Source organism: Amycolatopsis lexingtonensis, from assembly GCF_014873755.1.
Taxonomy (GTDB): domain Bacteria; phylum Actinomycetota; class Actinomycetes; order Mycobacteriales; family Pseudonocardiaceae; genus Amycolatopsis; species Amycolatopsis lexingtonensis.
Genome location: NZ_JADBEG010000001.1, coordinates 3470264 through 3485655 on the forward strand (window position 1 = coordinate 3470264; position 15392 = coordinate 3485655).

At 73.6% G+C, this 15392-nt stretch carries 5 protein-coding genes; all 5 read left to right on the plus strand.

What is annotated here, in order from left to right; genetic code table 11:
* The first annotated feature begins 21 nt into the window (after positions 1-21).
* The 5 genes from H4696_RS15735 to H4696_RS15755 all read left to right on the plus strand — a co-directional run bounded on the left by H4696_RS15735 (position 22) and on the right by H4696_RS15755 (position 15391).
* Positions 22-1362 (plus strand): MFS transporter, encoded by a 1341-nt coding sequence (locus H4696_RS15735; RefSeq protein WP_086858029.1) that lies wholly within the window; start codon positions 22-24, stop codon positions 1360-1362.
* Positions 1359-2636: an aconitase X gene (locus H4696_RS15740; protein WP_086858030.1), complete on the plus strand. Its 1278-nt coding sequence runs from the start codon at positions 1359-1361 to the stop codon at positions 2634-2636. Before H4696_RS15735 ends, H4696_RS15740 begins: the two co-directional genes overlap by 4 nt.
* Positions 2633-3064 carry an aconitase X swivel domain-containing protein gene (locus tag H4696_RS15745; protein ID WP_086858031.1) on the plus strand — a complete coding sequence of 144 codons (432 nt, stop codon included), beginning with the start codon at positions 2633-2635 and terminating at the stop codon, positions 3062-3064. The genes H4696_RS15740 and H4696_RS15745 overlap by 4 nt, the downstream gene beginning before the upstream one ends.
* A gap of 181 nt (positions 3065-3245) precedes the next feature.
* A complete protein-coding gene (locus H4696_RS15750) occupies positions 3246-7022 on the plus strand; it encodes a non-ribosomal peptide synthetase (protein ID WP_225955699.1) in 3777 nt (1258 codons plus the stop codon).
* Positions 7019-15391: an AMP-binding protein gene (locus tag H4696_RS15755; protein ID WP_192782334.1), complete on the plus strand. Its 8373-nt coding sequence runs from the start codon at positions 7019-7021 to the stop codon at positions 15389-15391. Before H4696_RS15750 ends, H4696_RS15755 begins: the two co-directional genes overlap by 4 nt.
* Position 15392 lies beyond the last annotated feature (1 nt).

Consider the following 15392-nt stretch of genomic DNA (forward strand, 5'->3'; position numbering starts at 1 on the left):
CCCCACGACCAGGAGGCCGCAATGACGCCGCCCGAAGTCACCCCGTCCACCGTCATCACCGAAGCCGACGAACGGCGTTCCGCGCGCGGTGGCGCGTTCTCGATGTTCGTCGACAGCTTCGACGTGTACCTCCCGGCGCTCGTGCTGCCGGCCGCCATGGCGTACTTCATGCCCGCGAACCTGTCGCCGGCGATCCGCGCGACGTTCACGACATTGCTGTTCACGGTCGGGCTGCTCGCGCGGCCGATCGGCAGCGTCATCTTCGGCAACCTGTCCGACCGGATCGGGCGCAAGCCCGTCACCATGATCAGCGGCTGGGGCTTCACGATCGTCACCCTGCTGATCGGCCTGCTGCCCGGCTTCGCGACGTGGAACTACGGCGCGATCGCCGTGTTCGCCGTGCTGCGGCTGATCGGCGGGATCTTCCTCGCCGGCGGCTACGCCGCCCCGATGCCCCTGGCACTGGAACAGGCCAAGCCCGCGCGGCGCGGCCGGGTCGGCGGGCTCATCGGCGTCGGCGCGCCCGGGTCGTTCCTGGTGATCAACCTGCTCCTGCTCGGCTTGCTCGATGTGCTGCCGCACAGCGGTTTCCTGGCCTGGGGCTGGCGGATCCCGTTCTTCCTCGGGTTCGTGCTCGGACTGGTCTACCTTTGGCACTACCGCGGCGTGAAGGAGGACGACTCGGTGTTCCGGCAGCGCCGGACCGGACGGCAGCCGGTGGCGGAGCTGTTCACCACGCACCGCGCGCTGTTCTTCAGCGTCTTCCTGTTCACCTGCGGGTACTGGTTCGCCACCCAGATGTCGGTGTCGTTCTTGCCGACCCTGCTGGTGCAGGTACTGGACCAGAGCCCGCGGCTGTCGTCCACAGTGGAGATCATCAGCTCGGTCGTCACTATGGTGCTGATCCTGGTGCTCGCCGCGGTCGGCCAGCGGATCGGGCGGCGCGCGCTGCTGATGCGCTGGGCGCTGGTGCTCACGTTCGTCGTGAGCGGCGCGTTCGCGGTGCTCGCGGTGGCCGGCCGGGCCGGGGCGCCCGCGTGGCTGATCGGGCTGATCGCCGTGGTGGCGAAGGTCCTGCCGTCCGCGCCGCTCGGCGTCATCCTGGTGTACCTCAACGAGCGGTTCCCGGCGTCCGTGCGGGCGAGCGGGTACGGCATCGGCTACATGTTCGGCCTGATCCTGCCCGGGCTCTACACGTTCTGGCTGCTGGGACTCAGCTCGATCATGCCCTACGAGTTCACCCCGATCGCGCTGATCGTCTTCGGCGGCCTGCTGATGTTCGTGGCCGTGCGCCGGGGTCCGGAGACCAACGGCGTCGCCGACCCGGTCCCGGCGGTCGCTCAGCAGGAGGTCGCGCGGTGATCCTCACCGACGACGAGAAGGCGATGCGCGACGGCGCCGACGGGCCGGCCGTGGCGGCGGCCATGGACCTGCTCATCCGCTACGGCGAGGCGCTGGGCGCGGAACACCTGTGCGACACCCGCAACGTCGCCGGGACGAGCACCCAGCCGTCCCCGGTGAAGGCGAAGCTGGTGGCCGAAGGCGGCTGGAACAAGGCGTTCGCGGTGCTCAACCTCGACTGCGACGACGTCGTCGACATCCCCGACATGCGGGTGCCGACCTGCCAGCTGCAACAGGGTTTCGGCCCGGATTCGGTCGGCGTGGTGCCGTACCCGAAGGAGTTCGTCGAGCTGCAGAGCGACGCCGAAGCGTTCTACGGCCGGCGCGGGGTGAACATCCTCGCCACCTGCACGCCGTACCAGGTCGGCAACCTGCCGGTCCGCGGCGAGCACTGCGCGTGGATGGAGTCGTCCGCGGTCGTGTACGCCAACTCCGTGCTCGGCGCCCGGACCAACTGCGAAGGCGGGACGTCGACCGGCGCGGCGTCGCTGACCGGGAAGATCCCGTGCTGGGGCAACCACCTGCCGGAGAACCGGTTCGGCACGCACCTCGTCGAAGTCGACGCGGGCGTCCGCGACTTCATGGACTGGGGCATGCTCGGCTACTTCGCGGGCGGGCTGGTCCAGGACGAGCGACCGGTGGTCACCGGCGCGTACTCGCGCCCCGATCTCGTCGACCTCAAGCACTTCGGCGCGGCCGCGGCGTCTTCCGGCGGGGTCGAGCTGTACCACCTGCCGGGGACCACACCCGAGGCACCGACGGTCGAAGCGGCCTTCCGCGGCCGCCCGCCTTCCGCAGTCCACTATGGACTCCGGGAGCGGCGCGCGGTCTACGAGACGCTGAACGACCAGGGCCGCTCGACCGACGTCGACTTCGTGCTGCTGGGCTGCCCGCACGCGTCGATCGACCAGATCCGCGCCGCCGCCCGCGCCCTCGACGGCAAGCGGCTGCACTCGGGAACGCAGCTGTGGATCATGGCGCCCCGGGCCCTCAAGGCGGTCGCGGACCGCAGCGGCTACACGGCCGTGATCGAGGCCGCGGGCGGGCGGCTGCTCGCCGACTCGTGCCCGGCGATGTCCCGCGTCGCGCCGCCGGGCACCCGCGTGTTCGCCACCGACTCGGCAAAACAGGCGCACTACCTGCCCGCGATCCTCGGGATCGAGGCGTGGTTCGGCTCGCTGGAGGACTGCGTGGACGCCGCGGTCACCGGCCGCTGGCGCGGTGACCTGCGATGACGGTCCTGCGCGGGCGGACGATCGTCCCCGGCGTCGTCGAGGGTGAGGCGCTGGTGTCGCACGAGACGATCTCGGGCTGGGGCGGCATCGACCCGGCCACCGGGACGATCATCGAACGCCGTCACGAGCTGCACGGCGTGTGCTTCACCGGCAAGATCCTCGTCTTCCCCGGCGCGAAGGGATCGTCGGGCTGGTCGGGGTTCTTCCAGTCGACCCGCCTGCTGGGCACCGCGCCGCTGGGCATGGTCTTCACGGTCGTGACGACGAAGGTGGCGCTCGGCGCGGTGGTGACGCGGGTGCCCGCGCTCAGCGACCTCGACCGCGACCCGGTCGAGGTCATCCGCACCGGCGACCGCCTCCGCCTCGACGCCGACCGCGGGTTCGTCGCAATTGTCCGGAGAGGCGACGGCACAGCGGCGGACGAGTGATGCGCAAGCCCGTACCGGGCACCATCCGAAGGGATTTACGGGCAAACTTCGATCACCTCTCGTCATCACCCGACTGTGTGGTGTTAACTGCCCGGACAGACAGAGAGCGTTTCCCCGACCTCGGCCGCGACGGCACAACGCAGTACCAGTTCGCCCGCCCCGCCTGGAAAGGCCGTCCTCGATGCGAGTGTCCGCACCGCTGTCGTCCGGTCAACAGCGCCTTTGGACCGTTTCCCAGCTGGACGGGGCCGGCCCCGCCTACAACGAGACCATGGCCTTCGCCCTGCGTGGTCCCTTGGACCGGGAAGCGCTGCAACGGGCGTTCGACGCTCTCGCCGACCGGCACGAAGCCCTGCGCACCCGGATCGTGGTCGAAGACGGCAGGCCCGTACAAATCGTCGAACCCGCCGGTCACGGGCTTCCCTGCCCCGTCACCGACGTCGCCGGGCGGCCCGGCGAAGCGGCCGAGCTGCGGCGGAGCGACCCGCTCGAGCCGTTCGACCTGGCGCGGGCTCCGCTGGCCCGGGCCCGGCTGCTCGCCGACGGCGACGAGCATCACGTCCTGCTGATCACCGTCCACCACGTCGTCTTCGACGGCTGGTCCCGCACCCTCCTGCTGCGCGAGCTGGGCGTCCTCTACGCCGCTCAGCTGAGCGGCGTAGAGGACCTCCCGCCCGCGCGCCCCTACCGCGAACACGCCGAAGCGCAGCAGGACTGGCTGGCCGGCGAAGGCCCGGCGCCGCACGAGGCGTACTGGCGGGACCGGCTCGACGGCGTGTCGCCGGTGCTGGAGCTGCCCGCCGACCGGCCGCGCCCGGTCCGCCAGGACTTCACCGGCGCGCGGGTGCCGATCCGCCTCGGCCCGGACCTCACCGCCCGGCTGAAGGCGGTGGCGCGCGAACACGGCGTCACGCTCTACTCCACCATCCTGACCTGCTGGTTCATCTTGTTGTCCCGGCTTTCCGCGCAGTCTGACATCGTTGTCGGCGTCCCCACCGCCAACCGCGGCGCCGGCGGCGAACACCCCGACACGATCGGCTTCTTCGTCAACACCCTGGCCGTGCGGGCCGAGCTGACCGGCGCCCGCACCGGTGCCGTGCTGCTCAAGGAGGTCCGGGCGGCGCTGCGGGGCGCGATCGACCACGCCGAGCTGCCGTTCGAACGGGTCGTCGAGCTGGTCAACCCCCCGCGCAGTCCGGCGCACACGCCGTTGTTCCAGACGATGTTCGCCTGGGTGCCGACGCAGCACGACCTCCTGGCGCTGCCGGGCGTGGCCGTCGAACCCCTGGAGATCGAGTTCGCGCCCGCGAAGTTCGACCTCGCGCTCAACCTCGCGGACGAAGACGGCGACGTCCTCGGGCACCTCGACTACGCCGTCGCGCTCTTCGACCGGGACACCGCCGAGCGGTACGGTCGGTACCTCGTCCGGCTGCTGGATCAGCTGGCCACCCGTCCCGAAGCGGACATCACGAGCTACGAGCTGCTGGACGCCGCCGAGCGCCGCGAGATCCTCGACTCCTGGAGCACTGGTCCGCGGCCGCGCCGTCGCCCGGGCGGGCTGGTCGACCGGTTCACCGCCCACGCCGACGCCACCCCGGACGCCCCCGCGCTCGTCTGCGACGAGCGGACCTTCACCTACGGCGAACTGGACCGCCGCGCCACGAGGCTGGCGAACGCCCTGCGGCGGCGCGGGGCCCGGCCGGGCCAGGTCGTCGCCGTCCGCAGTGGACGGTCGGCCGAGCTGGTCGTCGCGGTCCTCGGCGTGCTGAAGACCGGCGCCGCCTACCTCCCCCTCGACCCGGCCCAGCCCCCCGCCCGGCAAGCGGCGATGATCGAGGACGCGCGCCCGGTGCTGATCCTCGGCGACGACGTCACCGCGCTCGAAGCCGAAGGCGACGAGACGCGCAGACCGGTCACCACCGACCTCGGCGAAACCGCCTACGTCATCTACACCTCCGGGTCGACCGGGCGCCCCAAGGGCGTCGCCGTGACCCACCACAGCGTCCTGGCCCTGTTCGACCAGTGGCTCGACCGCTTCGGCGCGACCCCCGGTGAAGCGACGTCGGCGTGGTCGAGCATCGGTTTCGACGCCTCGGTGCACGAGCTGCTGCTCCCGCTGACCACCGGCGCGGTGCTGCACGTCGTGCCCGAGGACGTCCGGCCCGACCCGGCCGCGCTGATGGCGTGGCTGCGGGACCACCACATCGTGCAAGCGTTCCTGCCGCCCTCCTACGTCCGCTGGATCGACGAGGATCCAGCGCGCGTGCACGGGCTCGCCCTGCGGCAGGTCCTCACCGGCGTCGAGCCGCTTCCGGAGGCCGCGCTGGCCCGGTTCGCCGCGGCGCTGCCCGGCCTGAGGATCTGCTTCGGCTACGGGCCGACCGAAGCCACGCTCTACGCCACCGCGCACTTCGACCCGCGGCCGGTGGACCGGCCCGCCCCGATCGGGCGGCCACTCCCCGGCTCGCGGCTGTACCTGCTGGACGAGCGGTTGCGCCCGGTGCCGCCGGGGGTGGCCGGCGAGGTCTTCCTGGCCGGCGACTGCCTGGCCCGCGGCTACCTGCACCGGCCGGGCCTGACCGCCAAGCGGTTCGTGGCGGACCCGTTCGTCCCGGGTGAGCGCATGTACCGCACCGGGGACCTGGCCCGGTGGCTGCCTAGCGGCGAGGCCGAGTACGCCGGCCGCCGCGACGACCAGATCAAGCTGCGCGGCTTCCGCATCGAGCCCGGCGAGGTGACAGCCGCGCTCCTGGCCGTCCCCGGCGTCCGGGAGGCCGCGGTGCTGGTGGACCGCGAAGGCGAGCCCCGGCTCGTCGCCGGTGTCGCGGGCGGTGCCGGCCGGACCCCGCACGAGTGGCGGGCCGCGCTGGCCGACCGGCTGCCGGACTACATGATCCCGTCCGTGTTCGCCGAGTTCGACCGCTTGCCGGTGAGCCGCAGCGGCAAGCTCGACCGCGACGCCGTGCTGGCGCACGCCCGGGCGAGCGCGTCGCACGACCCGGTCAACACCGCCGCCCCGCGCGACCGGGTCGAGCTGGCTCTGCTGCGGCTCTGGCAGGACCTGTTGCTGCACCCCGGGATCGGCGTCTCGGACGACTTCTTCGACGTCGGCGGCACGTCGATCTCGGCGATCAAGCTGGCCCACGCCATCGGCGCGGAGTTCGGCCGCGAGCTGCCGATCCGGGACGTCATCCTGCACCCGACGATCGAGGCGCAGGCCGCGCTGCTGCGCGCGGACCACCCGGCGGACGGGGGCAGCCTGATCGAGTTCCGCCGCGGCACCGGCGGGACCCGCGTCGTCTGCGTGCACCCGGCGGGCGGGACCGCGTTCTGCTACCTGCCGCTCAGCGCCCTGCTGCCCGCAGAGACCGGCGTCGCCGGCATCCAGTCCCCCGGCCTCGACCCCGGCGAAGAGCCGCTGCCGAGCGTCGAGGCGATGGCCGAGGAGTACCTGCGGCTCGTCGAACCGCGGCCGGACGAGGCACTCGTCCTTTGTGGACTTTCCTACGGCGGTCTGGTCGCCTACGAAATGGGACGACGGCTGGCCGAGTGGCACCCTCGCGTCAGCGTCGTCCTGCTCGACACCACCGCCACCGACGACCCGGCCGCGCGGGCGGCGATCGCGCCGGTCCCGGCGGCCGAGTTCCGCGAAAAACTGGTGCGGTTCAACGGGATGTACCCCGGGATCGAGGACGCGCAGATCGAGCGCTACCACCGCACGTACAACCACAACCGGCTGACCGCGCGCGAGCACGACCCCGGTGAGACGACGGCGCGGGTGGTGTTCGTGCAGGCGGTCGGCGAGGACACCACCCCCGGCACCGCGGAGTTCTGGCGCCGCCGCGCCCGCGGCGAGTTCGAGGTGGTCCCCGCGGACTGCGGGCACTGGGACATGCTGGAGAGCGACGCCCTGCCACTGGTCGCCAAGGTCATCACGGCCGAGCTGGCGGCGCGATGACCTCGATCGCGCGCCGCGTCCACGACCGCGCGCTGCGGCATCCGGACGCCCTCGCCGTGTCGGACGGCGACCGCCAGCTCACCTACGCCGAGCTGAACTCCGGTGCCGCGGCGGTCGCGGAGTGGTTGGCGCGCAAGGGAGTCGGGCCGGGTGACGCGGTCGCCGTCGGCCTCCCGCGTTCGGCGGAACTCGTCCTCGCGATGCTGGGCGTGCTGCGCCTGGGCGCCCAGGTCGTGCCGCTGGACCGGCAAAGCCCGCCCGCGCGCCGCGACGTCATCCTCGCCGACGCGGGCGCGGTCGTCGTCTGCGACGAGCTGCCCGGCTTGACGCCGGCCGAGGCCGGGGTGCCCCCCGAACCCGCGCCGGCGTCGTTCCTCTTCTACACCTCGGGCACGACCGGGCGGCCCAAGGGCGCCGAGGTGCGCGACGCGGGAATCCTGCGGCTGGCCGAACCGGGCTGGCTGGACCACGGCACGCGCTTCGCCTGCCTGGCCAACCCGGCGTTCGACGCGATCAGCTTCGAGGTGTGGGTGCCGCTGCTGACCGGCGGTACGTGCGTGATCCTCGACGACGACACCGTCCGCGACCCGCAGGCGTTCGCCGACGCACTGGTCCGGGAACGCATCGACACGATGTTCGTCACCGCGACGCTGTTCAACGCCGTCGCCGAGACCGTGCCGGGCAGCTTCGCCACCGTCCGCCGGGTCGTCATCGGCGGCGAGCAGCTCAACGCCCCGCTGATCCGCCGCTGGTACCGGGCCAACCCGGAATCGCCGACGCGGCTGCAGAACGGCTACGGCCCGACCGAGACGGCGACGTTCGCGCTCAGCTACACCATCCCGCGCGGCTTCGACGGCGACGTCGTGCCGATCGGCCGCCCGCTGCCGGGCACCGGCGCGGTCGCGGTGACGCCCGACGAGCGCGTGGCCACCGAAGGCGAGGTCGCCGAGCTCTACATCTCGGGGGCCGGGGTCGCGCTCGGCTACCGCGGCCTGCCCGCGGAGACCGGGCGGAGGTTCGTCCGGCTGCCGTGGCTGGACGAGGGCCGCGCGCGGTTCTACCGCACCGGCGACCTGGTCCGCGTGCTGCCGGGCGGCCGGTTCGCCTACGTCGGGCGGACCGACCGGCAGGTCAAGGTCCGCGGGTTCCGGATCGAGCCGGGCGAACTGGAGCAGCGGCTCCTCGCGCACCCGGAGATCCGGCAGGTCCACGTGGCCGTGCGCCGCGCGGCCACCGCCGAACTGCTCGCCTTCGTCGTGGCGGGAGACCTGTCCTTCGACGCGTTCGAAGCACACCTGGCCGAGACCGTGCCCGCCTACATGCGGCCGCACCACGTGTTCCGCGTCGGCGAGCTGCCCCGGAACGCGAACGGGAAGGTCGACGAAACCGCGTTGCTGGCCGGCGGGTTCTCGCCGTGGCGGCCGGCCACCGGCGGCGAGGCGACCGCGTGGGAGCGTGCAGTCCTCGCCGTGGTCACCGAGACTCTCGACGTCCCGGATCTTCGTCCCGGCGACACGTGGCTGCGGTCCGGCGGCGACTCGCTCAAGGCGTTGCGGCTGCGGTTCGCGCTGCGGGAACGGTGGGGTGCGGACCTCGCGCCGTCGGTCGTGCAGCGCGGTACCTTCGCCGATCTCGCGGCGGCGGTCTCGGCGGCGGGGCAGGCGGCCTACCCGGAGCCGGGCCCGCCGACGACGGCGGCGACGGCGCCGGCCACCAGCGAGCAGCAGCGGCTTTGGCTGCTGCAGCACCGGAATCCGGCGGCCACGGCCTACCACGTGCCGCTCGCGTTCCGGATCACCGGTTCCCCCGACGTCGACGCGCTGCGCCGGGACGTGCGGGCGCTCGTGGAGCGGCATCCGGCGCTGCGCACCGCGTTCGAGGCGACCTCCGACGGCCTACGGCAGGTGGTGAAGGCGCCGTACGACCCGTGGACCGAGCCTTCCGACGACTTCTTCACCGCGCCCTTCGACCTCGCCTCGGGGCGACTGCTGCGCGCGGCCTGGCGTCCCGACGGCACGTTCCTGCTGTGCCTGCACCACATCGCGGTCGACGGCTGGTCGCTCAACATCCTGTTCCGGGAGCTGTCCGGCGACTCGCCGCGGGACGCGCACACGCCACTCGACTTCGCCGCCTGGCAGTCCCGCTGGTTCGCCTCCCCCGGCTACCGCGCCCAGCTGACCGAGCGCGTCGACGACGCCGAGCCGCTCGGCGAAGCCTCCCTGGCCGGGCGGCTGCACACGACGCGCATCGACCGTGCGCGCGTCGACGAGTGGGCCGGCGAGCTGGGCCTGACCCGCTTCCAGCTCCTCCTCGGCCTGTTCGCCTGGAGCCTGTACGCCGTCACCGGGCGGACCCGGCCGCGGATCGCCGCGCCGGTGGCGAACCGCCCGGTGCGGGAGTTCGAGGACAGTGTCGGGATGTTCGCCAACACCGTGCGGGTCCCGCTTTCCGTGGACCCGGACGAGGACCTGGACACCCAGCTCCGGCGACTCGGCGAGGCGTCCGGTGCGGCCTTGGACCGCCAGGACGTCGCGTTCGCCGACCTCGACCCCGGGTACGCGGCCTTCGACTACCTGTTCGTCCTGGAGAACACCGACTTCGGCGCGCTGCGGTTCCCCGGCTGCTCGGTCAGTCCACAGTGGATCGAAGCGAGCGAGGCCAAGTGTGCGCTCACGCTTTCGGTCGTGGAACGACCGGACGGCTTCGACTGCCTGTGGGAGTACGGCGAAGGCCACTTCACCGAAGCCGAAGCGGCGGCCCTCGGCGACGTCTTCGAACGCGCCTTGCGCGGCGACGCCCGGACGCCGGACCACCGTGACCACGGCCGCGGCGAAGCAGCCGGACTGACCTGGGAAACCGTGGCGGAAGGCTTCGCGCGCCAGGTCGCGCGGACGCCGGACGCCCCGGCACTGACCGGCGACACGACGCTGACCTACGCCGAACTGGACGCGCACGCGGCCCGGCTCGCCGCCACCCTGCCCGCCGGCGCCACCGACATCGCCCTGTACTTCCGGCCGTCGGCCGAGCACGTCGTCGCGCTCCTCGCGCTCGCGCGGCTCAACATCACCGCCGTCCCGCTGGATCCCGCGTACCCGCCCGCGTTGCTGCGCGACATGCTCGGCCGGGTCGAACCGAGCTGCGTCCTGCTCGCGCCCGGCGAGTCCTTCGAGACCGGCTTCGAGCAGCGGACCGTCACGCTGACCGGCGGCCCGGTGCCCGACGTCCCCGCACAGCACGCCGGACGGCCGCTCTACACGCTGTTCACCTCGGGCTCGACCGGCGCGCCCAAGGGCGTGCGCGTCCCGGACCGCACCCTGGCCAACCTGGTGCAGTGGCAGGACCTGCCGCCCGCGGCGACGCAGCAGTTCTCGATGCTGTCGTTCGACGTGTCGTTCCAGGAGATCTTCACGACCCTCTGCGGGGGTGGACGGCTGCACCTGGTCCGCCCGGAATGGCGCCACGACGTCCCCGCGCTGCTCGCGCAGCTGGAAACCGCGTCGATCGAACGGATCTTCCTGCCGTACGTGGCCCTGCAGCTGCTCGCCGAGCACGGCGTCCGGCTCGGCCGGTACCCCTCGCGGCTGCGGGACGTGATCACCGCCGGCGAGCAGCTGGTGTGCACGCCGTCGATCCGCCGCTGGTTCGCCGGGCTGCCCGGCGCGCGCCTGCACAACCACTACGGCCCGACCGAAACCCACGTCGTCAGCGCACTGACCCTCGACGGCGATCCCGCGGCGTGGCCCGAGCGCCCGGCCATCGGCCGTCCGGTGGCGAACGCGGTCCTGCGGGTCGCCGGCGCGTCGGGCGCTCCCCTGCCGCCAGGGCAGATCGGCGAGCTGCTCATCGGCGGTCTCGCGGCGAACCGCTGCTACCTCGGTGACGCGGCCGAGGACAAGTTCGCCGAGCTGCCGGAGCTGTACTACCGCAGCGGCGACCTCGCGCACTTCGACCGCGCCGGGCTGCTGCACTTCGACGGCCGCGCCGACCGGCAGGTCAAGCTCAGCGGGCACCGCCTCGAACTCGGGCAGGTGGAAGCGGCCCTGCTGCGGCACGCCGACGTCGTCAACGCCGTCGTCACGGCCGAAGACGGGCGGCTGACGGCGGTCCTGGAGTGCGGCCGAACACCTTCGGCGGCCGAGCTGGCGGACCACCTCGTGCCGCTGCTGCCGCCGCACGCGCGCGTCGACCGCTTCCGCGTCGTGGCCGCCCTGCCGCGCACGCCCAGCGGGAAGCTCGACCGCGACGCCGCGGCCGGCACGCCGGGCACGGACCTGCACCGGACGCCGGTGGCTCCGTCGGGCGAGCTGGCCACGCTGTTCGAGGAGGTGACCGGGACGCCGATCGGCCCGGACGAGCCGTTCTTCGCCGCCGGCGCCACCAGCCTCACGCTGATGCGGTTCCACCTGCGCTGCGCGGAAGCGGGCTACCGGTTCACCGTGGCCGACCTCTTCGAGCACGTCACCCTCCGGGACCTGACGCGGCACCTGGACCACGGCCCGGCCGCGGCCTCGACGTCTTCGCAAGCCCCGGTCGACGAACCCGTGGCCGTCGTCGGCATGGCGGTGCGGCTGCCCGGCGCCCCGGATCTGGCCGCGTTCTGGGACCTGGTCGTCTCCGGGCGCCGGGGCATCGAGGAGTTCCCGGCCGCCGAGGGCCTGGTCGGGGCGCGCAGTCTCCTGGACCGGCCCCTGGCGTTCGATCCGGAGCACTTCGGGATCAGTCACCGCGACGCGGCGCTGATGGACCCGCAGCAGCGGCAGCTGCTGATGGCCTGCGTCGAGGCCCTCGCCCACGCGGGGCTGACCGGACCCGGCCGGGTCGGGCTCGTCGCGGGCTGCGGCGAGAACACGTACTTCCAGCAGCTGCTGCGCGAAGGCGACCCGGCCGCGCTGCCGGACGGCTTCCAGCTGGCCCTGCACCACGAAAAGGACTTCCTGGCCACGAAGGTCGCCTACCACCTCGACCTGACCGGTCCCGCGCTGACGACCCAGACGGCGTGCTCGAGTTCGCTGGTCGCCGTCCACCAGGCCGCCGGGATGCTGCGCGGCGGCGAGGCGGACGTGATGCTGGCGGGCGGGGTGCTCGTCGACGTGACGCTGGCCGAGGGCTACCGGTACCGGCCGGGGCACATCTTCTCGGCGGACGGGCACTGCCGCCCGTTCAGCGACGACGCGGACGGCACGGTGGGCGCGAGCGGCGTCGGCGTGGTCGTGCTGAAGCCGCTCAGCGCGGCCCGACGCGACGGCGACACCGTGTACTCGGTGATCACGGGCTCGGCGCTGACCAACGACGGCGCGGTGAAGCAGGGTTACAGCGCGCCTTCCCCGGCCGGGCAGCGGGAAGCGATCCGGGCGGCCCTGCGCCGGGCGGGACGGTCCGGCGCGGACGTCGGGTACGTGGAAACGCACGGCACGGGCACGCGCCTCGGCGACCCGATCGAGGTCGCGGCCCTGCGCGAGGCGATGCCCGAAGCGTCGGCGTGCGCGTTGTCGTCGGTGAAGAGCCAGCTCGGCCACCTGGGCGCGGCCGCCGGGGTGGTGGGCCTGATCCGCGCCACCCTGGCCGTCCACCACGGCGTGCTCCCGCCGACGGTGGACTTCCGGGCCCCCAACCCGGCCCTCGACCTGGGTCCGTTCCGGGTGCCTACGCGGGCCGAGCCGTGGCCGGCGGGGCCGCGGGTGGCCGGGGTGAGCAGCTTCGGCATCGGCGGGACGAACGCGCACGTGGTGCTGGAGTCGGTCCGTCCGGTGCCGGTTCCGCGTCCGGAGCCCGTGCGGTGCCTGGTGCTCTCGGCCCGCAGCGCCGAAGCGTTGCGGATCGAGGCGACCCGGGTGGCCGACTACCTGTCCGCCCACCCGTCGTCCTATGTGGACGTTCTCCGGCACCTGCAGTCGGGCCGCCCGCAGGAGCGTTGGCGCCTGGCCGCCGTCTGCGACGACGCGGCCGCCGCGGTCTCGTGGCTGCGCACCGCCGAACCGGACCTCGCACTTTCACGTGAAAGTGCGGGGCCCACCGCGGAGCTTTCACGTGAAAGCTCCGCCTCGGCCCCGGCGCCGTGGGACTTCCCGCCGCCCGCCTTCGCCGTCCGGGACTTCGACTTCCCGCGGCGCGCCGGGGTCGCACGGCGGCCCGAAGCCGAGTGGCTGCACCAGCCCGTCTGGGTCCGGCTGCGCCGGACCGCGAAAGCCCGGCCCACCGGCCGGGTCCTCGTCATCTCCGGTGAGGGGCCGCTAACCGCTCCCGCGCTCGACGCCGCCTACCCCCGCGTCGTCCGGGTCCACGCCGCCGGGCACTTCGCCCGTCTAGGCCCGGACACTTTCGAAGCCGACCCCGCCGACACCACCCAGCTCCGCCAAGTCCTCGACACGCTGGCCCCGGCGGAGATCGACTGGCTCCACACCCTGCCCCTCACCATCACCGGGCCGGTCACCGAAGAGTCACTCGCCCAGGCGAACCGGGCCTGCCTCGACACGCCCGCCGCGCTGCTGCGCGCCGGCCACGACCGTCCAGTGCGGACGTGGTGGGTGTCCGCCGGTGCCGTGCCCGCGAACTCCGCCGTCACGCGGCCCGAAGCCGGGCTGCTGGCCGGGGTGACCGCGGTCGGCCCGCAGGAAAGCGGCGTCCCCGGCCAGTGGGTCGACCTCCCCGGCCCGGACCTGGACCCGCTCGCCGACCTGCTCACCGGCCCGACCCCGCCGGAACGCGTCGCGCTCCGGAACGGGTTCTGGTGGGTCCAGGACACCGCCCCGGTCAGCCCCGGCGAACCGGCCACCACCGACGGCACCCACCTGATCCTCGGCGGCACCGGCGGCATCGGCACCGCCGTCGCCGAGGAACTGCTGACCCGCACCACCGGCCGCGTCATCCTGCTGGCGCGCCGCCCCTTCCTGCCCGAAGCCCTCAAACCGTGGGCGGACCGCGTCGACCTCCTCGCCGCCGACCTCACCACCGTCACCGCCGACGAGATCATCGCTCCCCTCGCCGGGATCGTGCACGCGGCCGGGAACCCGGACGGCGGCCTGATCGCCACCCGCGGCGCAGGCACGCAGTCGGTCAAGCTCGCCGGCGCGCTCCTCACCGAACGGCTCGTCGAACGCGACCGGCCCGCCTACGTCGTCTACTGCTCGTCCCTGTCGGCCCAGTTCGGCGGGACCGGCCAGCTGGACTACGCCGCCGCCAACGGGTTCCTCGACGCGCTCGCCCACCTCGACGGCCCGACCGCCCGGCTCTCCCTCGGCTGGGACGTCTGGCGCGACAGCGGCATGGCCGTCACGGCACTGGAAACCGACGCCCGCCACCAGGCGCACCTGTCCGTCGGCCTCACCGACGAGGAGGGCCGCCGCACATTCGCCCGCGCTCTCGGGTCGGGCCTGCCCCAGCTGCTGGTCGCGACGACCGGCCTCGACACCGCCCGCGCGTTCCACGAACGCGACGCCACGCCCGCGGCGAAACCGGCGGGGGCGGACCTGACCGAGGAGGTGCGCGCCCTGCTGGGCGTCGCCGAACTCGACCCGGACGTGCCGCTCCACGACCTCGGCGCCGACTCCCTGACCCTGCTGGACGTCGTCGACGCGGTGAAACGCCTCTACGGCGTCGACCTCGACCTCGCCTGGCTCGGCCCGGAAGTGACGATGACCGCGTTGCTGGCCAAGCTTTCCGAAGCCGCCGACACCGGCGAAGTGGTCGTGCAGATCTGGCGCGAAGGAACTGGGCACCAGGCGGTGTGCCTGGTGCACCCGGTCGGCGGCGACGTCCACGCCTACCGCCCGCTCGTCGAAGCCCTCGACCCCGCACTCGGCGTGTGCGTGATCGCCGACCCGGCGCTCGGCCGGCCGGAACCACCCGGGTGGTCCGTCGCGGACCGGGCCCGCCGCTACCACGCGGCCCTGCGGGCGAAACTGCCCGGCCGCACCTGGCGGCTGGCCGGGTGGTCGTTCGGCGCCTGGGTCGTCGCGGGCATGGCCGCCGAGGCCGAGACCGCCGGGCAACCGGTGCGGGCGCTGCACCTGATCGACCCGCCACCGCCCGGCGCGAGCGCGGCGGACTACAGCGACGCCCAGCTGGCCGCGGTGTTCGAGCGCGAGCTGGGCGCCTCCGGTGGCACGGCGGGCGAGCACGCCCGGCGGCTGGCGAGCGCGTGCCGCGCGAACCTGCGCAGCATGGCCGGGCACGAACTTCCCCGCCTGACCGCGACCCCCAGCCACGTCTGGCTCGCCACCGAAGCCGAACCCGGGCTGCCGGTGGCCGACCGCGGGGGCTGGCGCGCCCTGCTGCCCGAGCCGAGCCACTGGCACGAACTGCCCGCCACCCACTACGGCATCGTGCGCGCCCCGCACGTCACCGCGGTGGCCGCGGCCATCGGACTGTGAG

Bases quoted from the DNA above. Each gene is read 5' to 3' on its own strand.
- H4696_RS15735 (WP_086858029.1), top strand. From the start codon at position 22: ATGACGCCGCCCGAAGTCACCCCGTCCACCGTCATCACCGAAGCCGAC.
- H4696_RS15745 (WP_086858031.1), top strand. From the start codon at position 2,633: ATGACGGTCCTGCGCGGGCGGACGATCGTCCCCGGCGTCGTCGAGGGT.
- H4696_RS15750 (WP_225955699.1), top strand. From the start codon at position 3,246: ATGCGAGTGTCCGCACCGCTGTCGTCCGGTCAACAGCGCCTTTGGACC.
- H4696_RS15755 (WP_192782334.1), top strand. From the start codon at position 7,019: ATGACCTCGATCGCGCGCCGCGTCCACGACCGCGCGCTGCGGCATCCG.